The sequence below is a fragment of the Chitinophaga sedimenti genome, assembly GCF_023156195.1.
Lineage (GTDB): Bacteria > Bacteroidota > Bacteroidia > Chitinophagales > Chitinophagaceae > Chitinophaga > Chitinophaga sedimenti.
In genome coordinates this window covers 3,101,027-3,121,114 of record NZ_JAKUKA010000001.1, presented here as the reverse complement: position 1 = coordinate 3,121,114, position 20,088 = coordinate 3,101,027, and the positions used below count along the sequence as shown (strand labels likewise).

At 52.0% G+C, this 20,088-nt stretch carries 22 protein-coding genes and 1 pseudogene; 13 read left to right on the top strand and 10 right to left on the bottom strand.

Annotation, left to right across the window (positions count from 1 at the left end):
• Positions 1-2 precede the first annotated feature (2 nt).
• From MKQ70_RS17735 to MKQ70_RS17720, 4 genes are all read right to left on the bottom strand, one after another.
• The gene (locus MKQ70_RS17735) at positions 3-3,359 is read right to left on the bottom strand and encodes a TonB-dependent receptor (RefSeq protein ID WP_248072994.1); all 3,357 of its coding nucleotides are present in this window, start codon (positions 3,357-3,359) and stop codon (positions 3-5) included.
• A gap of 286 nt (positions 3,360-3,645) precedes the next feature.
• Positions 3,646-4,806 carry a FecR family protein gene (locus tag MKQ70_RS17730; protein WP_248072993.1) on the bottom strand — a complete coding sequence of 387 codons (1,161 nt, stop codon included), beginning with the start codon at positions 4,804-4,806 and terminating at the stop codon, positions 3,646-3,648.
• Between the two features lie 153 nt (positions 4,807-4,959).
• On the bottom strand, positions 4,960-5,247 hold the full coding sequence (locus MKQ70_RS17725) for a sigma-70 family RNA polymerase sigma factor (protein ID WP_308199488.1): 288 nt from the start codon (positions 5,245-5,247) through the stop codon (positions 4,960-4,962).
• Positions 5,248-5,282: 35 nt separating this feature from the next.
• Positions 5,283-5,537: an RNA polymerase sigma factor gene (locus MKQ70_RS17720; protein WP_248072987.1), complete on the bottom strand. Its 255-nt coding sequence runs from the start codon at positions 5,535-5,537 to the stop codon at positions 5,283-5,285.
• 74 nt (positions 5,538-5,611) lie between these two features.
• On the opposite strand from MKQ70_RS17720, the gene MKQ70_RS17715 reads away from it, so the two are divergent.
• Both MKQ70_RS17715 and MKQ70_RS38740 read left to right on the top strand, forming a co-directional pair.
• A complete protein-coding gene (locus MKQ70_RS17715; RefSeq protein WP_282456579.1) occupies positions 5,612-6,013 on the top strand; it encodes an ATP-binding cassette domain-containing protein in 402 nt (133 codons plus the stop codon).
• A complete protein-coding gene (locus MKQ70_RS38740) occupies positions 6,010-6,597 on the top strand; it encodes an ATP-binding cassette domain-containing protein (protein ID WP_282456578.1) in 588 nt (195 codons plus the stop codon). The genes MKQ70_RS17715 and MKQ70_RS38740 overlap by 4 nt, the downstream gene beginning before the upstream one ends.
• 449 nt (positions 6,598-7,046) lie before the next feature.
• On the opposite strand, the gene MKQ70_RS17705 is transcribed toward MKQ70_RS38740, so the two are convergent.
• The 3 genes from MKQ70_RS17705 to MKQ70_RS17695 all read right to left on the bottom strand — a co-directional run bounded on the left by MKQ70_RS17705 (position 7,047) and on the right by MKQ70_RS17695 (position 8,819).
• Positions 7,047-7,241: a hypothetical protein gene (locus MKQ70_RS17705; RefSeq protein ID WP_248072983.1), complete on the bottom strand. Its 195-nt coding sequence runs from the start codon at positions 7,239-7,241 to the stop codon at positions 7,047-7,049.
• A gap of 439 nt (positions 7,242-7,680) precedes the next feature.
• Positions 7,681-8,487 carry an LA_2272 family surface repeat-containing protein gene (locus MKQ70_RS17700; protein WP_248072980.1) on the bottom strand — a complete coding sequence of 269 codons (807 nt, stop codon included), beginning with the start codon at positions 8,485-8,487 and terminating at the stop codon, positions 7,681-7,683.
• Between the two features lie 11 nt (positions 8,488-8,498).
• Positions 8,499-8,819 carry a hypothetical protein gene (locus MKQ70_RS17695; protein WP_248072979.1) on the bottom strand — a complete coding sequence of 107 codons (321 nt, stop codon included), beginning with the start codon at positions 8,817-8,819 and terminating at the stop codon, positions 8,499-8,501.
• An 89-nt stretch (positions 8,820-8,908) separates the two neighbouring features.
• Here MKQ70_RS17695 and MKQ70_RS17690 point away from each other — a divergent pair, with 89 nt between their 5' ends.
• The 5 genes from MKQ70_RS17690 to MKQ70_RS17670 all read left to right on the top strand — a co-directional run bounded on the left by MKQ70_RS17690 (position 8,909) and on the right by MKQ70_RS17670 (position 11,602).
• On the top strand, positions 8,909-9,703 hold the full coding sequence (locus MKQ70_RS17690) for a DUF5995 family protein (RefSeq protein ID WP_248072977.1): 795 nt from the start codon (positions 8,909-8,911) through the stop codon (positions 9,701-9,703).
• A 22-nt stretch (positions 9,704-9,725) separates the two neighbouring features.
• On the top strand, positions 9,726-10,304 hold the full coding sequence (locus MKQ70_RS17685) for a Crp/Fnr family transcriptional regulator (protein ID WP_248072976.1): 579 nt from the start codon (positions 9,726-9,728) through the stop codon (positions 10,302-10,304).
• A 68-nt stretch (positions 10,305-10,372) separates the two neighbouring features.
• Positions 10,373-11,122, top strand: coding sequence for a pirin family protein (locus tag MKQ70_RS17680; protein WP_248072975.1), 750 nt, complete (start codon positions 10,373-10,375; stop codon positions 11,120-11,122).
• A complete protein-coding gene (locus MKQ70_RS17675; RefSeq protein ID WP_248072974.1) occupies positions 11,032-11,250 on the top strand; it encodes a pirin family protein in 219 nt (72 codons plus the stop codon). Before MKQ70_RS17680 ends, MKQ70_RS17675 begins: the two co-directional genes overlap by 91 nt.
• A gap of 58 nt (positions 11,251-11,308) precedes the next feature.
• Positions 11,309-11,602, top strand: coding sequence for a hypothetical protein (locus MKQ70_RS17670; RefSeq protein WP_248072973.1), 294 nt, complete (start codon positions 11,309-11,311; stop codon positions 11,600-11,602).
• An 8-nt stretch (positions 11,603-11,610) separates the two neighbouring features.
• Here MKQ70_RS17670 and MKQ70_RS17665 read toward each other — a convergent pair.
• A pseudogene (locus MKQ70_RS17665) lies at positions 11,611-13,361 on the bottom strand (gamma-glutamyltransferase family protein).
• 241 nt (positions 13,362-13,602) lie between these two features.
• Between MKQ70_RS17665 and MKQ70_RS17660 the strand changes: the two are divergent.
• On the top strand, positions 13,603-14,484 hold the full coding sequence (locus MKQ70_RS17660; RefSeq protein WP_248072972.1) for a hypothetical protein: 882 nt from the start codon (positions 13,603-13,605) through the stop codon (positions 14,482-14,484).
• Here the strand turns inward: MKQ70_RS17660 and MKQ70_RS17655 are convergent, their stop codons facing one another.
• Positions 14,485-15,657: a class I SAM-dependent methyltransferase gene (locus tag MKQ70_RS17655; protein ID WP_248072970.1), complete on the bottom strand. Its 1,173-nt coding sequence runs from the start codon at positions 15,655-15,657 to the stop codon at positions 14,485-14,487.
• Positions 15,555-16,052: a hypothetical protein gene (locus tag MKQ70_RS17650; protein ID WP_248072968.1), complete on the bottom strand. Its 498-nt coding sequence runs from the start codon at positions 16,050-16,052 to the stop codon at positions 15,555-15,557. Before MKQ70_RS17650 ends, MKQ70_RS17655 begins: the two co-directional genes overlap by 103 nt.
• A gap of 55 nt (positions 16,053-16,107) precedes the next feature.
• Between MKQ70_RS17650 and MKQ70_RS17645 the strand changes: the two genes are divergently transcribed.
• The 5 genes from MKQ70_RS17645 (at position 16,108) to MKQ70_RS17625 (ending at position 19,902) form a co-directional block, all read left to right on the top strand.
• Positions 16,108-16,800: an NUDIX hydrolase gene (locus tag MKQ70_RS17645; protein WP_248072966.1), complete on the top strand. Its 693-nt coding sequence runs from the start codon at positions 16,108-16,110 to the stop codon at positions 16,798-16,800.
• A 170-nt stretch (positions 16,801-16,970) separates the two neighbouring features.
• Positions 16,971-17,849 carry an NUDIX domain-containing protein gene (locus MKQ70_RS17640; RefSeq protein ID WP_248072964.1) on the top strand — a complete coding sequence of 293 codons (879 nt, stop codon included), beginning with the start codon at positions 16,971-16,973 and terminating at the stop codon, positions 17,847-17,849.
• 11 nt (positions 17,850-17,860) lie between these two features.
• Positions 17,861-19,270, top strand: a complete 1,410-nt coding sequence (locus MKQ70_RS17635; RefSeq protein ID WP_248072962.1) for a nicotinate phosphoribosyltransferase — start codon at positions 17,861-17,863, stop codon at positions 19,268-19,270.
• Positions 19,271-19,307: 37 nt separating this feature from the next.
• A complete protein-coding gene (locus MKQ70_RS17630; protein ID WP_248072961.1) occupies positions 19,308-19,502 on the top strand; it encodes a hypothetical protein in 195 nt (64 codons plus the stop codon).
• 112 nt (positions 19,503-19,614) lie between these two features.
• A complete protein-coding gene (locus MKQ70_RS17625) occupies positions 19,615-19,902 on the top strand; it encodes a hypothetical protein (protein WP_248072959.1) in 288 nt (95 codons plus the stop codon).
• The last annotated feature ends 186 nt before the right edge of the window (positions 19,903-20,088 follow it).

The window sequence follows — 20,088 nt, the reverse complement described above, 5'->3', positions numbered from 1 at the left end:
TTTTAGAATTTAACAGATGCGCCGATTACATAGCCGGTGGTGATGGGATAAGTGAGCATGCCCATTTCCGGGTCCCATCCACGGGGATATTTGTTCAGGCTCACAGGATCTGTTACCGTGCCGTAAACACGCAGGTTCTGGATGTGTACTTTGTTTGTCCAGGTGCGTGGCAGGTTGTATCCCAGGCTAATATTTTTCAGTCGGAAATAACGGCCGTTAAACATCCAGAAGTCGGACATAGCGTAGTTATTACCGGCGGACGTATTGGTGAAGCGGGGATATTTCGCGGCCAGGTTCTGTGCCTCGGTTTTATACATGCTCCAACTGGGGCCGTCGATGATGGTAGGGAAGTTGCCGAAGTTTTCACGCAGCGGCTGTACCATATCCGGGGAGAGGCGTACGTTTTGTTTGCCAACACCCTGTACAAAAACGCCGAGGTCCAGGTTTTTGTAACTGAGGTTGATGGAGCCGCCATACATATAACGTGGCAGCGATCCGCCAAGCAGTACACGGTCGTACTCCGGGGAGATTTTCCCGTCCGGCACACCGTTAGGCCCGCTGATATCCCTGTACTTTACATCGCCGGCTTTTACGTTAGCGCTGGTTACGGGCGATTTGGCAACATCCGCAGCTGTCTGGAAAATGCCTTCGGATATATAGCCATACCACTCATCGAACTCACTTCCTTTTATTTTGATCTTATCACCGATGAACTCTGTACCTCCCAAATCGCCCATTTTAGAACGGAAGTCGGACAGGTTCGCGGAAACACTGTAGGAGAAATCACCCAAACGATCGTTCCAGTTGGCTGTCATTTCCCACCCTGTGGTGTACATGCGGCCGGTGTTCTGGAAAGGGTTGTCGAAGCCGATGTAATCGGGGATTTCCAGTTCCAGCAGGATGTCGCGCGTGGTTTTCTGGAAATAGTCGCCGCTCAGCCGCAGCCTGTTGTTCAGGAAGTTTACGTCCGCACCAAAGTTGTATGACTCCGTGGTTTCCCAGGAAATATCGCGGATCGCGTACTGCCATTGGGCAGCCGATTGTGCGGTTACGACCGTATTGCCCTGGTAAAACAGGGAGGAGTTTTCGAACGACAAGATTGCCTGGTAAGGATAGTTGCCCTTGATCCGCTCATTACCCAGCGAGCCCCACGAAGCGCGCACTTTCAGGAAGGATAACCATTTTGAACTGCTCTTCATGAAGTTTTCTTCCGACAGCACCCAGCCTGCGGATACGGAGGGGAATGCGCCCCAGCGGTAACCGGGTGCAAAGCGGGAGGAAGCGTCGTAACGGAGGTTACCCTGGATCAGGTATTTGTCGGCGAAGCTGTAGGCCACGCGACCAAATACTGAACGGTAAGCGTTTTCAAACGCCTTACCCGAGTTGTCGCGGAACTCCAGCGGACCAAGGTTCAGGTATGGATAGCTGCCCAGAATGTACTGACCGCGGGAAGCCCCCAGTTCTTCGTTAAATGCGCGGAAGTACTCATAGCCAGCCAGCAGGCCCAGGTCATGTTTGCCGAATTTTTTATTGTAGTTGGCGAGGAACTGCATGGTGTAACGATAGTTGTCGTTGCGAACTTCTTCCAGCTTCGTTTCGGCCAAACCTTCGAGGTATCCCGCCGTTGTACCAGGGTTGTTCCGGGCAGTGTAAGGCGCCTTGGTCTGGAAGCGCTTGATCTTATCGAAATTGAGGAAAGGAGACAGTACGGCAGATAATTTCAGCCCTTCTACCGGTGTTACGTCAATGGCTACTTTAGCGCCGGCCTGGTTGTACCATTCTTTCTTAAAGCCGCCATATTTGATCTGGCCGAACACGTTGGCGCCATCTTTACCGGAACCTACGCGACCATCCGACCATTCAGCGGCATAGATGCCCGGCATAATACCCATTTTATAAAATGGTTCGTCGCCATAACCTTCACCGGTGGTAATAGTTGGACGCGTTACCATGGTACGGCGGAAGTTGAAGTCCACCGTAGCGCTCACATATTTATTGAAGAACAGGTCATTGTTCACACGGGCAGTCACCCTTTCGTAACCACGTGGATCGTACAAACCATCTGTTTTATCATAACCGAGTGATACACGACTGCGTAGTGTTTTACCGGAGCCGGAAAGCGTGAGCAGGTGCGTCTGGCGTGGTGCGCTGTTCTTCATTATGAGGTCACGGAAATCCGTCACCGGGTACTGGTCGGGGTTTTGTTTATTGAGCGTATAGTAGTTGTCTACGAGATCTTTGGTATAAGTAGGGTACTCGTTCGCATTATTACCGTTATCGTTCCAGCGCAGTTCGTTCACCAGCTGCATGTAACGTTGCGGGTCCACGTACTGCGGCATTTTAGTGGGTTTTTCCACGCCGTACTCCACGGTGTAATCCAACGACATCTGTCCGCTTTTTGCACGTTTAGTTGTAATTACCACTACGCCGGAAGCTGCGCGGGCGCCGTAAATCGATGCGGAGGCGGCGTCTTTCAGTACGGAAATGGATTCAACGTCATTCGGATTTACAGAGTTGATGTCATCTACCGGTACGCCATCGAGAATGATCAACGGCGGTGCGGCTTCATTGCTCATGGTGGTAATACCGCGTACCCGTACCGAGGCGGTAGCACCGGGTGCATTACTGTTACGCGTTACCATTACGCCGGGCATAGAACCCTGCAGCGCCTGCGATATCTGGGTGGTTTTACGCTGGGCGATCATATCGCCGCTTACGTTGGCCACCGCGCCGGTGAGGTCACTTTTCTTTTGCGTGCCGTAACCTACGACCACGATTTCGTCTAATCCCGCATTGGCGGCTTTAGCCATGGTAATGTCCACACGGGTTTGACCGGATACCGGTATTTCCTGTTTCTCAAAACCAATATAAGAAAACACCAGTACGGCATCGTTGGGTACGCCGGGCAGCCGGTAAATACCGCTGTCGTTTGTAACCGTGGCTTTCTGCGTGTTTTTGATCACTACGGTAACGCCGGGCAGGGCCAGGCCTTCATTGTCCGTAACCTTGCCGGAAATATTGATCACCGTAGGCGCTACGCTGCCCAGTACGGGCAACATGAACACGGGCTGTTTGCGGATAGCGATGGTTTTATCGCTGATCGAAAACGCCATGCCCTGTCCGCGTAAAGAGGCCGAAAGCAATTCTTCCACACTCACCTGGTCGAGGTGCAGGGTAACGGGTTTGCTGGCTTTCAGCAACTCGTTATCGTAAAACACCACGAAACCGGTCTGTTTTTTAATGGCGGCAAATACCGTCTTCAGCTGCACGTTGGTGCCGGAGAAACTTACATTCTGCGCAACGCTGTGGGCGCTGGCTTGCAGGATGGCGACGGTAGTAAGTAATAGTGTTAACTTCATCGCTAACAAGATTTTAGTTGAACGTGGAAAACGTTGCTTAACCACATGATCCGGCCGCTGTTTCGCCTGCTCAGGTATAGGCATGGCTTTGCGGCTGCAAAAATGTTAAAGCTAATTTGCATACTTTTGCTTTGTTTGGTTGAATAATTGAACTGTCTTTGCCGATGGTTTTCAACTGCTGCCAAATGCCGCCAGGAATGTTCCCGCATTTCTGGCTTTTTTATGGGAAGCAGGGTTGGTAAGTGGATTATTTCATAACGTTTAATTTAGATGAACTACTCAGTTTTTATTTTTGCATCACAATAATTTTTCTGCCATCTATCCGGAATGCTACATTGTTTTCTTCCAGTATCTTTAATACCTCAGTAAGTGGTAAGGAGCGCTGCATGCCGCCACCAAAGCTGCGTTTGGGTATTTCGCCTTCGTATACTACTTCTACATCGTACCATTTTTCCAGTTGCCGCATCACGGTTGGCATATCGGCTTCGTTAAACTGGAAGTACCCGTTTTTCCAGGCTACCACGTCCTCTGTATTTACATTATCCGCCACGGTGATATTGCCTCCGCCGTACCTGGCCTGCTGGCCGGGACGAAGCACCGGGCTGCTGCCGCCCTGTGACTGTACAACGATGGCGCCATTGAGCAGCGTGGTTTTCATTACTGATTCATCTTCATACGCATTGATGTTGAAGCTGGTGCCGAGCACCTGTACCTTCACATCTCCCGAACGCACGCTGAACGGGTGGTCTGCATCCTTTGCCACTTCGAAATAAGCTTCCCCGGTAATGTCTACCTCGCGCTGCCCGTTGAAGTTGAGCGGGTACGTGATGGAGGAAGAGGCGTTCAGCCATATTTGTGTACCGTCTGGTAAGGTCAGCTGGTACGAGCCGCCACGCGGGGTGCGGATGGTGTTGGTGCCACTGGCTGCGGCGCCGGCTTCATACACGATTTGCCCGTTTGCGAGCTTGCGCACTTTTGCGCCGCCTTGCAGGGCCAGTACGCCGTTCGCCGCGCTGTCCAGTTCAATCACCGTTCCGTCTGCCAGGGTCAGCAGGGCTTTGTTGCCACCGGGCTGCACTTCGTTCCGGAAGCGTTGCTCCTGCGATTCCACCACCTGCACCGGCTTTTGCGGCTGCAGTTGCCAGTAGGTAACACCGCCAATGGCGAGTAACCCGGCAGCGGCGGCAGCGGGCCACCAGCGGCGTTTATGTACAGGGCGCATGACAGGCGCCGTTTCCGCGAAGATGTTGGATAAGATCCGGTCAGACATATCACCGGGCATGGGGGCATCTGGCTGGTACTCGGCCCAAACCGCCTCCAGCGACGCTTTGAGTGCATCGTCGTGTTGCGACTGACTTATGCAGTCGAACAGTTCGTGCCGTTCCTGCAGGGTGCAGGTGCCATATATATATCTTTCTACGAGATACCGGATTCTTGCTATCGGCATAATTTGTATCAGTTTAATTGCATTCCCGGTGGGTAAAACCGGCCATTTCATCTACGTGGAACAAGTGTTGTTACCAAATAGACAATTACCCGGAAGCATATAACTAGTCGCCTGAAAAATATTTTTCGGCACAGCTAAAGCATTGTGTTACAATCAGAAAAAGAAGCAGCAGAGGAAATAGGTGATATTGAGGTAGGGACCTACCTTTTTACGCAGCTGGCGTAATGCCTCCACGAGGTGGTTGTTCACGGTGGCAGGCGATATGTTGAGTGCGCGGGCAATCTCCTCGTGTTTGAGGCCTTTGTCGCGACTGAGTGTGAAAACTTCTTTCTGTTTTGGCGGCAGTTGCTGTACCGCCATTTCCAGCCGGGCGCGCGCCTCCTGGAATTGCAGTTGCGTTTCCGGCTCCGCGCCGGTAACGGGTTCCTGCAACGATGCGATGTACTGGTACTCCCGGGCGCGGCGCTTAAACGCGTTCAGCGCCTGTATTGCGCCATGCGGAACACGTAACCGCCGAAGTTGTCGATCGTGGCCAGTTCTTCGCGCTTCCGCCAGAGGCGCAGGAAAACGTCCTGGATGATGTCTTCTGTCAGTTCGGCAGAATCCGTCATCTTAAGTAAAATACCGTAAAGCTTGTCTTTGTATGCACGAAAGAGCTCCGCGAACGACCCCTGGTCGCCTTCTGCCGCGCGTTGCAGCAGCATCTGTTCTGAACGTGGTATCAGCTCCATTGCTTAAAAAGGAATCGTGGAATCGTGTCTTAGTAAAAGTAAAAAATCCACCGGAGAATATTTGTTTTTTTAAGATGCCGGTGGAGCTTACTTTTGAGCGTTCTTATGAATTTACTACAGGTTACGGACATCCGCAAGCAGGAAGGTCAGGAAGAAGTACTGAAAGGGATCAGTTTTACGCAGCAGGAGCTGCAAAGATCGCTATCGCCGGCGAATCCGGCTCGGGTAAAAGCACGCTGCTCAAAATTGTGGCCGGTTTGGGACAGGCTACCAGCGGGCAGGTGTGGTTTAATGGCAAAAAGGTGAAGGGCATTCACGAAAAGTTGATGCCGGGCCACCCGGGTATTGCCTATCTCTCACAGCACTACGAACTCCGCAATAATTATCGCGTAGAAGAAGAACTGGCATACGCCAACCTCTTTTTGACGAGGATTCCGCAGATTTATACCGCATCTGTCGCATCGATCACCTGTTGAAACGTTGGACTACCCAGCTTTCGGGAGGGGAGAAGCAACGTATTTCACTCGCGCGCCAGCTGGCCACTTCGCCAAAGCTGCTCGTGCTCGATGAGCCCTTTTCCAACCTCGACCTCGTTCATAAACAAATCCTGAAGTCTGTGATCGCCGACATCGGCGAAAAGCTCCATATCACCATCCTGCTCGTTTCGCACGACCCGCTCGACATCCTCTCGTGGGCCGACGAAGTGATGCTCGTGAAGGACGGCGCCATCGTACAACAGGCCGCGCCAGTCACCACTTACCGTCAACCTGCTACAGCATATGCCGCGGGCTTGTTCGGCCGTTACAATCTCCTGTCTGCCGCCATTTTCCCTGGCACGCAACCGCGCCTGTTCCTCCGTCCCGAGCAAATCAGTATCGTCAATGAGGGCGGTGTTAAAGCGATCGTCCAACGCGTCGACTTCATCGGCCCCGTTTTCGAGGTGGAAGTGCTCGCCGCCGGCGAACGGCTCCTGCTTCACACCAACCGTGAGGGTATTGCCGTCGGCGATGAGGTCCTGCTCGCGATCAGTGGTAACGGGCACTGGTATATGCCTGCTTAGCCTTTTACCGGCAACAGTACCCGTTTCAGCCGCCGCTGTGTCACACACTTCAACGGTAGCACGCTCCGCCAGCATATATTCTGCCACCGTAGCATTACCCGGCATGTCTAATGCCGTAATCGTTACACGCTGTGCATTGCCGGTATGGGTGGCGGTATATTCCCAGTAAGATGACTTACACTTCTTCGTTTTGCCCCTGTTCACCGCCGTGGCCGGCCCCATCTCTATCAGGTTGTCGTCCGCATCATAAATGGCGACGGTTACCGCCTCCACGCGCACATTATCCTTTGCCCATATAGTGATGGCGCTGCCTTTCACCCCGGTGTATTCATCTGTATTCACCTGCGTAATTTCCGGCGCCCCAAAGAAGTCCTTCACCGCCATGTTCTGCACGTTACACCCCGGCAGGCGAAGCTGGTAGTAAATAGCATATCGCTGCTCATCTGCTATCACTTCCGAAGCATAGGCATTGGCATCGCTGAAATCGCCCCGGGCGCGCGTTGCTGGTTAGGCGTACCCTTGCCCGGCCGCGCAACCGGTACCTTACCCACGCAGGTTTTGCCGTTGCGCTGGTAAAACACGCAGATGTCGCCGAATTTCCCCGAGGCGCCGTGCGTAAGTGCGTTCATGTATTTCTGTATCATCAGTGCTGTTTTAGTGTACATTTTTGCGGCAAAAATTGTACCATTTTAGCGTCTTTATGTTGTTCATTAACAAGTGTTTGCGTTACATTTTTGCTAATGATTTTACCCTCCCCCGGACCATCCTTATACCATCCTTCGACGATCCTTGCTAAAACGGGGGTACTTTAGTAAAAATGTACCTCCCCGAAACCATAGTAGAATTAACCATCCAGCAAGGATGCAGCCAGGGAAAAGCAAGCCTGGAGCAACCCTGGCCCTTTGCCTGCCCTTTAACTGCCCTTTCGCTGCCCTTTGCGTACGGGATTTTCAGATTTGTAGCTAAGGTTTTCGTTACGTTTGGGAGGCATGGTGCGTTCCGGGTGGTCAATGTTTTACACCGCCCCCGACAGATAACGATCATTGCCCCCGCGACCTGTGCGGCGAAAATTTATGCGCGTCGTTAGTCGCGCTGCTGAAGAGAGGAATCGGCCGCTTTCAGCTGCCAGTTGATAAAGGGTAATCTTCTTTTGGCGTTCGTGTTCCACAAACCGATCTGCAACCCGCGGTGGTCCCTGCTCGTGTTGATCAGTCCCAGCTGGAAACCGCGGCTTCTTTTACTGTTGTTATACAGGGAAATCATCGTTCCTTGCTGTACCATCGCGTAGTTCACGATCGGGGTAATGGTGAGGCCGTGCATCTCGTCCACCACCGTCATGGTGGGAGCGATGTTCAGGCCGTATATCCGCCGGCTGCCAATGTGCAGGAGCGATAGGTTAACGCCATACATTTTAGTTTCCCATTCGGGCGCGCTTTCCTGCAGGTATCGTTCGTAGCTGTAGTTGGGCTTGCCGATTTCGCCGATGTAAGGAAGGAAGAAGCCGAACAGCAGCGACATGGGATGCAGCTCTATATTCAGGCCCCGCGTGACCAGCGTGTCGCGTATGTTGTATTTGTGATTCTTCCTGTTTTCGGACAACAGGCCAAAGGCAATGCCATTGATCTCTTCCCGTCCTGCAGGGGTAAAACCAAAGAAGTAACGCCTGCGGTAAGTTTTGTCCAGCAACGCGGGATCGGGTTCGGCGCGGTTGGCAAGGGAGTCGGGCAGGTAACTGAAGGTAATGCCTTTTGCCGTTTGCACGGGGAGCTTTTCGTAATGAACTTCCTGCTGTTTGATCCACGTAACACCCGGCTGTGGCGGAATGTACGCGGAGCCGGTATCATACCCGAATGTATAGCGGTGGTGGTGCAGCAGCAGTTTGGCAGACATGCCCTTCGGGTTCAGTTGTAATTCCGTGAGGTCACCGGGCTTGAGAAAAAGGTGTCGGGCTCGTTACGGTAGGTGCCCGACAGGTTGCGGAACACCAGCGTGTTTTCGGTGATATCCAGCAGTTGCAATGGCCGGTGATAAGTGTCGCGTATTTTAGCCACGTATACCACGCCGCGGCGCAGGTAAAAGGAGTCGCGGTTAAAGTTATGCCGACGTTGCACTTTGTGTTTGAACTTCGTATCGTAGAGGTAAACGCTCATCGCGCTGTCCTGCTGCGCGTAGGATGTTAAGCCATACAGGAGAAAAAAGAGTGTAGCCGCAATGCGTGGCATAGGATAAACGGGTTTGGGTAGATGGTTAAAAGTAGGGAAAATAGCGTTAACATTGCAGCCATATTCTTTTAATCCCAAATAGTCCCCGTATGACACCTGCTACCACTATCGATGAGGTGATTTTTCAGCTTGAAAAGATTATTGAAGATTGTATGGACCGGAAGGACCGTGTTGGTTATTTCGCGGCGCTGTACCACAAAGTAACGGTCCGCGTAAAAGAAGGCATTCTCAAAAATGAGTTTGAAGATGGCCCCCGCATGGAACGCCTCGACGTGTTTTTCGCCAACCGTTACCCGGAGGCCGTGCAGCAATACCGGGCCGGACAAAAGCCCAGCGGTCCCTGGGCGGTGGCCTTTGCCGGTTGCCGTAAATGGCGGGTAGTGCTGTTGCAGCAACTACTGTTAGGTATGAATGCACACATCAACTACGACCTTGGCGTGGCCAGCGTAGATGCCAGTGGCACCAACGATTTGCAGGGATTGCGCAAAGATTTTATCAGCATCAACGATATCATCGGTTCGCTCACCTATGATGTGATGAACCGCATCAGCCGCATTTCCCCGCTATTATCACTCATGGGTTTACACGCGGCCAATGGCCAGTCGGTGCTCATCCAGTTCAGCATCGGCAATGCCCGCGACGGCGCCTGGAGTTTCGCGGAGGAGCTGCATGGCAAACAGGGCGCCGAGCGTAACGGCTGCCTCTCCGCCCGCGATACCAGCATATCCAAACTGGCCGAGGCGCTGAAAAGTCCGAAGGGGCTCATCCGCTTTACCACGTTCGTGATCTGGTTGTTCGAAAAGAAGCATCCGCGGAAGGTGATTGAGGCGTTGTATACGTACGAGAAGAAGTATTTGAGTACGAAAGCAGGGAAGCTGGAGTGATCCTTTTCCCTATCTTTAATCCATGTTCTCCCACATCAACAACTACATCACCAGGTATGCTGCCTTCGCGCCGGACGAAGTTAACCTCTTTAATTCCCTGCTCGAACAGCGGCACGTTCCCAAAAAAACGTTCCTGCTGAAAGAAGGGGAGGTGTGCCGTTTTGAAGCGTACATCAATAAGGGATGCATCCGCAGTTATTATGTGGATGAGCATGGGGCGGAGATTACCCTGCAGTTTGCCATCGAAAACTGGTGGGTGAGCGATATTGCCAGCTTTCATGAGGGCAAACCCAGTCGCATGTTCATCGAAACGCTGGAGGATTGTGAGTTGTTATTGTTGAATCCCGATACGAAAGAACAGTTGTTACAGGAGGCGCCCCGCTTCGAGCGGATGTTTCGCCTCATGGTGCAGCGGAATGTGTCGCGGCTGCAGGAGCGGTTGTTCCAGACCATTGCCACTACGGCCGAACAAAAGTACCTCGACTTCCTCGAACGGTACCCCACCATACCTCAAAGGGCGCCGCAGCACCAGATTGCCTCTTTCCTGGGCTTTTCACCGGAGTTCCTCAGCAAGGTGCGCACCCGTCTTGCTAAAAAGTAATTTCTTGAACTAGTTCAATGGCCGGGTTAACTGTAGCGGGTAGTTTTGCTATATAAACACACCAAGCTATGGAAAGAAAAGATTTTATCAGGAAAGGCCTGCTCGGTACCGGCATGTTCGTGGCCAACGCCGCCATGGGCAACGTAATCCAGAATGATGTAGACGAGTTGAAAGAGCTGGACGTAATGGGCTTTAATCATCTTCCTAACCCGGAATCCACCCTCACCGCCAATATGGTACTGCATACATCCGATACCCGCGGACATGCCAACCATGGCTGGCTGGAAAGTAAACATACCTTCAGTTTCGCGAATTATTATAATCCCGATCGTATGCACTTCGGCGTGTTGCGCGTGCTGAACGACGATTGGGTAGCCCCGGGCCGTGGATTCGACCGGCATCCGCATGACAATATGGAAATCATTTCCATTCCGCTGGAAGGTGATTTGGAACATAAAGACAGTATGGGTAACGTGGCCGTGATCAAACATGGCGACATACAGGTGATGAGCGCGGGCACGGGCATCTTTCACAGCGAATACAATAAGAACCGCGATAAGGACACGCGCTTTTTACAGATATGGCTGTTCCCCAACAAAAAGAACGTAACGCCCCGCTACGACCAGCTGACGCTGAATGTGGCCGACCGGCATAATAAACTGCAGCAGATCTTATCGCCAAACCCGAACGATGCCGGGGTATGGATTAACCAGATGCCTGGTTTCATATGGGCCGCTTCGATAAAGGCTTTACCACGAATTACAAAGTGCACAAACCCGGCAACGGTGTGTATGTATTCGTTATCAACGGCGAAGTAACGATCGATAATACCCCGCTTGGCCGCCGGGACGGGCTGGGGATCTGGGACAAAAACACCTTACAAATAACATCCGGGTCGCAGGACGCGGAGGTGCTGCTGATGGACGTGCCAATGATGATTTCCTGAGCAGTTTTTTATACATTCATCCTCGCCCGGTTATCGGGCGAGGTTATTACATTAAATCATGGAGAAAACAAATATCCTTTACATTGGCCGCAATGCGGAAATACGTGATACCGTCGTGCGCCTGTTAAACAAGCGGGAAGACTGGAATGGCGTGGGGGTGGTGCAGGACGATGAGGCGCGTGCCTTATTCGCCGATACTGCTTTTGACCTGGTGTTGTTCGGGCCGGGCATCAGTGCGGATGAAGAAGCGGCGTTGCGCGATTACTTTACCGCGCAACGGCCGGAGGTGAAGTTGGTGCAGCATTATGGTGGTGGCAGCGGGTTGTTGTTGAGCGAGGTAATGATGCGTTAGGAAAATAATTACCACCCGATCCCGTAATCCTCCCCGTGGTTGCTGCTTCCGCCCCACAAACTTCCATGTTTCCAATCGAAGAAGATAGCATTAATAGGCCCGCTCGTACGCTCCGAGAAGCTGAGTGAGTAGCCCATGCCCTTCAGTGTTTCACGGGTTTTATCCGGCGTGTTGCTGTTTAATAAAAGACTGCCGGCGCGGGGCATCCGGTCTTTCATTGCGCTGCCGCCTAATGATAACCATAACTGGTTACTGTTGATGTTGGCCGCTTCGGTGGCCTGTTGCACGGTCATATTAAACTCCACCATGTTCAGGAAAAACTGCAGCAGGTTCTGGTCCTGCGTATCGCCACCCTGTACAGCGAAAGAGAGATAAGGTTTACCATCTTTCAGCGCCATCGAAGGCGTAAGCGTTACGCGCGGCCGTTTGCCCGGCGCGATCACGTTAAACGGACTAAGTGCCGAATCCAATACAAAACTCTGTGCCCGCTGGCTCATGCCAATACCGGTATGGCCGGCAATGCAGGCCGGCACCCAGCCGCCGCTTGGGGTAATGGACACTACCCAGCCTTCCTTGTCTGCGGCCTCCACACTGGTGGTGCCGCGCCAGAGGCGGTCCTGGTAAGCCGCATCGTTCATGACCGTAATCGCGTCGTGTTTCGGTACGAAGTTGCCATCGCGTTTAGGGGCCGTGTCGCTTAGTGCGGCGTGGGCTTCCAGTAAACGGCGTAAAGGATTTTTCTTTCCTTCGAACGGGTACGGATCGCCGGGTTGCGTATTGGCATTATTGAAAGCCGTATTGATCTCCTTTGCTCTCGCTTTTGCATATTCTTTACTGAGCAATCCTTTGATGGGCATTGCTTTCGAGAACGCGGGATCACCGTAGTAAAAATCGCGGTCGGCGAACGTGAGGTTCATGGTTTGAAAAAGCGTATGAATATAGGCCGCGGAGTTGAAGCCCATGCCTTTCAGATCAAAGTTTTCGAGGATGTTGAGGCCTGTAATAACATGGGGCCTTGTGTCCATTGTTGCAGTTTGTATACCTCGATGCCTTTGTAGTTCACATGCAGTGGCTCTTCTTCCACGGGTTTCCATTTCGCGAGATCTTCCATAGTAATTAAACCACCCTGTTCCCGGCAACCGCGCACGAACTCCTTCGCAATATCTCCTTTATAGAAACGGTCGTATGCCGCCATGATCGCCTCTTTGCGGCTCTTCTTCTGCGCCAGCGCCGTTTGTTCTGCTTCTACCAGTTTGGTCAGCATAGCCAGCAGATCTTTTTGTACGAAAATTTCTCCCGCTTCCGGCGCTTCTCTTAATGCTCCCAAATGAGGAAGATATACGGCCTTGCTGTAAGGCCATTCTTTGATCAGTTTTTTATTGCGCTCGAAGCTGTTGGCGGTTTGTGCTTCTATCGGGTAACCTGCGGCCATTTCCATGGCGGGCGCCAGTACCTGTTTGAGACTCATGGTGCCATACGCTGCCAGCATATGACAGAGGCCGCCTGCGGTACCGGGCGTTACGGCTGCCAGCGGTCCATATTCCGGAGGAAAACTATACCCTTTACTTTTATAGAAAGATGGCGTAGCGCCCGTGGGTGCGACGCCCAGTGCGTTAATGGCGATGACCTTTTTGTTTTTCGGATTGTAGATGAGGGCTTGTGTTTCGCCGCCCCAGCTGAGCACGTCCCACATGGTGCAGGTAGCTGCCAGCATGCCGCAGGCGGCGTCTACGGCGTTACCGCCCTGCTGAAATATCATAGCGCCGGCGGTGGCGGCCATCGGTTTGCCGGTGATGGCCATCCAGTTTTTACCGTGCAGCGGAGGTTTTTGTGTTTGTTGCGCAATAGCGGTGGTGGCGGCGAACAGCATGGTTGCCAGGAGGAAAGTTCTCATGATTTAGATCGTTGGTAGGGGGAAGATACGGCGTTTTAGGCGGACGGGGGTGGGAAAATGACGAGTGGGTATACAAATACATATTTCAATTACATTTGCCTTACCTATGAGCTTCGAACTCTATTTCTTTCGGCCCAAATCCGCGCCATTATCAGACGACACCATCAATGCTTACCTTGATGCGAAAATCCCGTTACCACCAGGACAAACCCCGCAGGATGGCGCCTGGCACTACGGCAATATTCATACGGGCGTATACTTTTCCCTATATAGAAATCATGCGTCGGAAAAGATGCACCAGGATTACATCGGGTTCTCGGATACAGGCATCATGATGGAGCTCAACTATGTGCGCCCGGATTTCTTTGGAAGAGAAGCATTCATTTTTGTGAAACAGATGACCGACGAGCTGGGGCTATATATTAACGACCCGCGCGGGATCATCGATTATCCCGTTCCCTGCAATTCCACCCTGCTCTTCGAAGGATGGCAGCAAATGAACCGCAAGGCCAGCCTGCATTTCTTCGACGTTCATGCTACCACTTATCTTGCGCCCGAACTGTCGGATAAATTATGGGGGTTTAACGTTACCCGCCCGCTTTTGCAGGCAGAGCTAGGCAGCGCTTACTACGTACCGCAGATCATGTTGTTTAAAGACCTGCACACCCACGAGCCGATCCGCCTGGCCGCATGGCTGGCGCCGAATGCGGCCGTGTTTCCGCAAGTAGACTATGTGATCGTTAACCGCCGCGTCAAAAACTGGCTGGGTGCGGTAAAAGAAGAAACGGGCATCATTTCTTACGATCAGTTAATCATGATTTTGGGAGATTTCCTGACGCGCGTGAACGGAACGGACGCTTATGTGTTGCTGCCGCAATACGCGCCGGACGTTGCCCGGCTGATAGAGAAAATACCGCTTGATACTGCTTTTAACACGCGCATGGTATTGGCGAACATGTCGCAGGTCTCCAACTACAAACCGCTTTGATCAGGCTTTTATGCCCATTAAAAACATCGTGGTCACCGGCCATTCCATGGGCTGCAGTTCGCCGTCCTGTTTGGTGAACAGGGCTACTTTGCCTTTCCATCGGTTCTCCGCGATCCAGTCATTGGTAAACGCTTTAGAGGCCGGATGTATCTGGAAGCCGGCGGCCTTCATCTGGTCCTGCCATTCATTAAAGTCCCAGTAGCAGAAGGTTTCATGCATTTCGCTCTGCCAGTTATCGGTGTAGTCCTTGCGGCTCAGGAACTCCGACGCATCGCGGAGGCTCATTACGAAGTGATCACCCTCTACTATAAAAGGAACTTTGTAACGGAAGTCGCGGGCGAAGCGCAGGAAACGCGCCCGGGTGCTCAGTGTTTCGAGATAAGCAGAAAGCGCATGACGTTCTTCGAAGTGCCGGAAAGGATCGTCATTCACGCCATCTTCGGCATTCAGCCACACATGTACGGGTTGCTCCTTGTTGTAGGGGCCTACCACATCGCGGTTAATCCATACGCCGCCGGCGGCCAGTTCTTCATAACGGTTCCGGATAAACTTCTCCAGGTCGCCGTCGTGACCATATGAAATAATCTCATGGGTCAGCGAAGAGGTGTGTATCGTATGCATGGAATGCTTCTCGAACACCAGTCCTGTTACCGCATTCTTTTTAGAGAAGAAGACAAAAGGATTGTCGAACTCGCCGTTCACCTTCCGCTGCTGGCAAATCTCGTACAGGTAGCGCGATACCTCGATGCCGTAGAAGTCAGATTCGCGCAGCTTCTCTTCCTTACATGCCAGTTTGATCCATGAGCCCACTGCGCAACCAATATCGCCGATGCGGCCGGGTTGAATGTATGCTGCCGTGTCGTGAAATTTCATCCCGGCGATATCGTCCATCTGTCGTACGTATACGTTGTAGTCGCGGGTGTCGGTAAGGTCGCCGTCGCTGCTGATCATCGTGTCGCGGAATAACAGTTGCACCTTATCACCCTGGCGGTATTTGCGCCACACATCATACGCCGCTTTGTGCATATGCTGCCGTATGTACGGATCGTTCTGCCAGTCGTCGCTGTACGCTACTTTCTCCACGATATCCCAGGGCATAGGCTGGTGATATTTCCAGGTGCTGATATCCGCCAGCTCCGCGGGCAGAATGGTATAACCAAGATCGGCATACATCTGCAATACGGGGTGGAACAAAGCACTACGGTATTCTCCGGCGTCAGGTCAAACTGGAAGTCACTGTCGTGCCGTATGCGTTTGATCGTATAGTCGGCGAAGTTGGAGAGGTTGCCTACATCATCCACCCCGTAACTGAATACCGGTACGCTCAATGCATTACCCATGGCTTCGATGGCGATGGCGCGCAGGTAGAACGGCAGCGGATTGCGCCGCGTGCCCGAGTGGTTGGCGGATGTTACCGCGAAGATGATGGCCGTTACTGGCTCCGTATGTGGAATGGCGTGGCCAAAAGCGTCGCGCTTTGCGGCAAGGCCTTGTGATAGAATATTTTCGAGGTAAGAAAACTGGAAATTGGTGAGTAGCTGGTGCCTTCCGGGTATGAGCAGGTACATGTAAGTAAACGGTTTAAAGTAAAGATAGCCAAGATTGTTTTAAATTGCGGAGCGTATGACTGCTAATTCATCCAATATCAGGCTGGCCGTAGATGCCGTTGTATTCGGTTACTCCAAACGCGACGGCGTATCGGTGCTGCTGATCCAGCGCAAGTACCCGCCCTTTAAAAATGCTTGGGCCATTCCCGGCGGCTTCGTGCTGAACGGAGAATCTCTTGAAACCGCGGTACGTCGCGAACTGGAAGAAGAAACCGGTATCTCCGTCAATTATCTCGAGCAACTATACACCTTCGGCGAACCCTCCCGTGATCCCCGCCAGCACGTGGTATCCGTCGCTTACTTCGCCCTCGTAAAGTCTTCTAAATACGAAAAACTAAAAGCCTCCACGGACGCGGAAAACGCCCAGTGGTTCCCCATCACCGGCTTACCCAAACTGGGCTTCGACCACCAGGAAATCCTGGAGAAAGCCATCGCCCGCGTCCGCATGAAAATCCGTTACGAGCCGATCGGCTTCGAACTGCTGGACCGCACCTTTTCTTTCGCAGACCTCGAGCACCTGTACATCAGCTTCCTGGGCCGCGAAATAGACCGCCGCAATTTCGCCCGTAAAATGCAGCAGCTGGATATTCTCGAGGAGACCGGTGAGATGTCGAAAGGAGAGGGGAAGGGCCGTCCGAGTAAGATTTACCAGTTTAATAAGAAGAATTATCAGCGGAGGGTGAAGGAGGGGATTAACTTTGAGATTTAAGAGAGGGCGAGCAATGACGGGCCGGGTACACCTCATTAACCTGTGTTTGTGCCTGTAGCATCTCCAGATTGTAAAGCTGTTTTGAGTATAGTGTTAATTTGCGTCAATTAACGCAAAAAGATTTTGCGGTTAAGCTATTCTATCCTATTTTTGCGTCAAAGAAACGCAAAATGAAAACCACTGGAGTGATCATAGCAAGATTTCAAACACCCTACCTTCACGAAGGGCACCGCTACCTGATCAACGAGATCAGGGCCAAGCATAACAAGGTCGTTGTTCTCCTCGGCGTTACCCCCGTAAAAGGCAGCCGCCGTAATCCCTTCGATTTCTACACCCGCGAAAAGTTGTTGAAGCAGTTTTGCCCCGAACTTGTCGTGCTCCCGCTGAGCGATCACCCGTCAGATGCGGTATGGAGCCAGCAGCTCGACAGTTTGCTCGACTCCGTGTTTCCGCAGGAAAACTTCGTACTCTATGGCAGCCGCAGCAGCTTTGCTCCTTATTATAGCGGTCGCCTCCCGGTAGAACTGCTGCCCGAACAGGGCGATCATTCCGCCACCGCCATCCGTGACGGTTATGCGGATAAGGTGCTTGAATCGCAGGACTTCCGGATGGGCATCAACTATGCGTACCAGAACGTGTATGCGAAAGTATATCCTACCGTGGATATAGCCCTGCTGCACAATAACAAAGTATTGCTGGGCAAAAAGCATAATGCCAGTGTATGGCGCTTCCCCGGCGGGTTTACCGATCCGACCGACGAAAGCTACGAAGCGGCTGCGGCCCGCGAGCTCCGCGAGGAGTGTGGCGAACTGGAAACCACGCCGATGCAGTATATTGGATCGGTGAGGGTAGACGACTGGCGCTACCGCAGTGAAGTGGATAAAATCATCACCAGCTTTTATAAAACGAATTATACAGGCGGCGAACCTAAAGCAAGCGACGATCTCGCGGAAGTAGCCTGGTTCGATTTAACCGCCCTGCCGCAGATTACACCGGAACATGAACCGCTCGTTAAACTGCTGCTGACTAACCTGAACGTTGACTTATAAAATCTACAGCCATGAACACAAGCAATAACCTCATTTTGTTATCCGACGCCTACAAGTACTCCCACCACAAGCTGTATTATCCCGGCACCACCCGCATGTACTCCTACCTCGAAAGCCGTGGCGGCGAATTTGATGAAACCATCTTCTTCGGATTGCAATATTTCCTCAAAGAATATATCTCCGGTAAAGTCATCACCAAAGAAAAGATAGATGCCGCTGAACAGTTCCTGTTAAAGGTGTTTGGCAGAAACGATGTATTCGACCGCAGCCGTTTCGATTACATCCTGGAGAAGTACGACGGCAAACTCCCCATCCGCATCAAAGCCGTTCCGGAAGGTACAGCCGTTCCCGTGAGTAACGTGCTGATGACTATCGAAAACACCGATGACAACTGTTACTGGCTCCCCAACTTCCTCGAAACGTTGTTGCTCCAGGTGTGGTACCCCATCACGGTAGCCACCTTAAGCCGGGAAGTCCGCAAGCTGGTAGCGGAAAACTTCCGCGAAACCGCCGATACGGATATGATCGACTTTGTGCTGAACGACTTCGGTCTGCGTGGGGTAAGTTCCATGGAGAGCGCGGGACTGGGCGGCGCGGCGCACCTGCTCAACTTCCTGGGGAGCGATAATATCGTAGGTTCTTTACTGGCGCAACAATACTACGGAACGGATAAGGTATATGGCCTGTCCATCCCCGCCACCGAGCACTCCATCTGTACCCTGCGCGGGGAAGAAGGGGAGCTGGAGGTGTTCAGGCATGTGCTGGAAACCTTCCCGACCGGCACCGTGGCCTGCGTATCCGATTCTTACGATATTTTCCGGGCCTGTGCCGAGTACTGGGGCGGTGAACTCAAAGAGCTGGTGCTAAGCCGCCAGGGAACACTGGTGATTCGTCCCGATAGCGGCGACCCGGTATTTACGCTGCTGCGGGTGTTCGATATCCTGTTCGCGAAGTTTGGCTACACCATCAACAGTAAAGGATTTAAAGTATTACCGCCCCAGGTGCGCGTGATCCAGGGCGACGGGGTAAATCTCCACAGCATCCGTGGCATCTACGACGCGTTGAAAATCAACCGGATCAGTGCAGAGAACCTGGTGTTGGGCATGGGTGGGGCACTGTTGCAGAAAGTGGACAGGGATACCCAGAAATTCGCCTTTAAATGCTCTTACGCCGTGGTTAACGGGGAGGAAGTGGATGTGCAGAAGAACCCGACGGAGCTGAACGGGCACGGACAGCTGATCAAATCCTTTAAAAAGTCAAAAGCCGGTCGCCTGAAACTGGTACAAACCGGGGTAGGGTACAAAACGGTACGGGAGGAGGAATTGCCCGAACTGGCCGACCAGCTGGTGACGGTGTTCGAAAACGGGGAATTGTTACAGGATATCCGTTACGAAACCATTCGCGAACGTGCCGCTCGCTAAGGCACAGCTTTTGATAATCCAATTGTAAAAATTCACAATGGAAAAACGGGTTATCGGTATAATTCTTACCTTTGCGGGCGCAATCGGCCTGATACTGGCCGCATTGAATTTTGTGAATGGCGGGAGTGAGACCAAAAATGTGAAAGAAATCATCATTTACGCTCTGCTCGGCGCAATATTTTTCTTTGCCGGCATCGGATTAATCAGAAATACACGAGACCGGCCATCCTGAGACAGAGAATGAGAATACACTTTTTTAAGAGAATGGAGAAGACAACGGAGAGCGTCAAGAAATCAACTTTTCGGAACTACAACTTACTTTTTGAAGAGCTGGTACTGACTGCGTGGGGGTATCCGGCACCAATGCCGACCCTTTCAAATTAGGTGATGCCAACACATTAGACCTCGTTTACAACGATTTAAACAATGACCAGGGTCATGATGTTAAATTCGCTTTATCGACGGCTTTAAGGAAAGTAGCAGCGGAACATGCCGATAAGCAAAGGGCTTACGAAGACCTGATGAATTTAAACACCCGGGTATGGAAGGCGAAAACGTATTCCGACTTCTGCTTTATCCTGCAGGATGTGAAGAGCGCGTTCACCAATTTAAGCATGACGATCCTGAATTAATTTTAACAATTCGTTTGGTGAATATTTCCTAAATTAGATTTCATTCACCAAAAAAAGGAGGTATTCATGGAATCTACAGCATATTCATGGAAGCCTTCGGTTAGTATCGCCTAACCGGGCTCAGTCCATCAAAATATCTGGAGGCGCATTAAGGCGCCAAATCCATCCCGGCTTGCCCGCGGATGG

Coding starts and splice junctions, on each gene's coding strand:
- MKQ70_RS17735 (WP_248072994.1), bottom strand. CDS start 3,359: ATGAAGTTAACACTATTACTTACTACCGTCGCCATCCTGCAAGCCAGC.
- MKQ70_RS17730 (WP_248072993.1), bottom strand. CDS start 4,806: ATGCCGATAGCAAGAATCCGGTATCTCGTAGAAAGATATATATATGGC.
- MKQ70_RS17720 (WP_248072987.1), bottom strand. CDS start 5,537: ATGGAGCTGATACCACGTTCAGAACAGATGCTGCTGCAACGCGCGGCA.
- MKQ70_RS17715 (WP_282456579.1), top strand. CDS start 5,612: ATGCCGGTGGAGCTTACTTTTGAGCGTTCTTATGAATTTACTACAGGT.
- MKQ70_RS17705 (WP_248072983.1), bottom strand. CDS start 7,241: ATGATACAGAAATACATGAACGCACTTACGCACGGCGCCTCGGGGAAA.
- MKQ70_RS17700 (WP_248072980.1), bottom strand. CDS start 8,487: ATGTCTGCCAAACTGCTGCTGCACCACCACCGCTATACATTCGGGTAT.
- MKQ70_RS17695 (WP_248072979.1), bottom strand. CDS start 8,819: ATGCCACGCATTGCGGCTACACTCTTTTTTCTCCTGTATGGCTTAACA.
- MKQ70_RS17690 (WP_248072977.1), top strand. CDS start 8,909: ATGACACCTGCTACCACTATCGATGAGGTGATTTTTCAGCTTGAAAAG.
- MKQ70_RS17685 (WP_248072976.1), top strand. CDS start 9,726: ATGTTCTCCCACATCAACAACTACATCACCAGGTATGCTGCCTTCGCG.
- MKQ70_RS17680 (WP_248072975.1), top strand. CDS start 10,373: ATGGAAAGAAAAGATTTTATCAGGAAAGGCCTGCTCGGTACCGGCATG.
- MKQ70_RS17675 (WP_248072974.1), top strand. CDS start 11,032: ATGGGCCGCTTCGATAAAGGCTTTACCACGAATTACAAAGTGCACAAA.
- MKQ70_RS17670 (WP_248072973.1), top strand. CDS start 11,309: ATGGAGAAAACAAATATCCTTTACATTGGCCGCAATGCGGAAATACGT.
- MKQ70_RS17660 (WP_248072972.1), top strand. CDS start 13,603: ATGAGCTTCGAACTCTATTTCTTTCGGCCCAAATCCGCGCCATTATCA.
- MKQ70_RS17655 (WP_248072970.1), bottom strand. CDS start 15,657: ATGTATGCCGATCTTGGTTATACCATTCTGCCCGCGGAGCTGGCGGAT.
- MKQ70_RS17650 (WP_248072968.1), bottom strand. CDS start 16,052: ATGTACCTGCTCATACCCGGAAGGCACCAGCTACTCACCAATTTCCAG.
- MKQ70_RS17645 (WP_248072966.1), top strand. CDS start 16,108: ATGACTGCTAATTCATCCAATATCAGGCTGGCCGTAGATGCCGTTGTA.
- MKQ70_RS17640 (WP_248072964.1), top strand. CDS start 16,971: ATGAAAACCACTGGAGTGATCATAGCAAGATTTCAAACACCCTACCTT.
- MKQ70_RS17635 (WP_248072962.1), top strand. CDS start 17,861: ATGAACACAAGCAATAACCTCATTTTGTTATCCGACGCCTACAAGTAC.
- MKQ70_RS17630 (WP_248072961.1), top strand. CDS start 19,308: ATGGAAAAACGGGTTATCGGTATAATTCTTACCTTTGCGGGCGCAATC.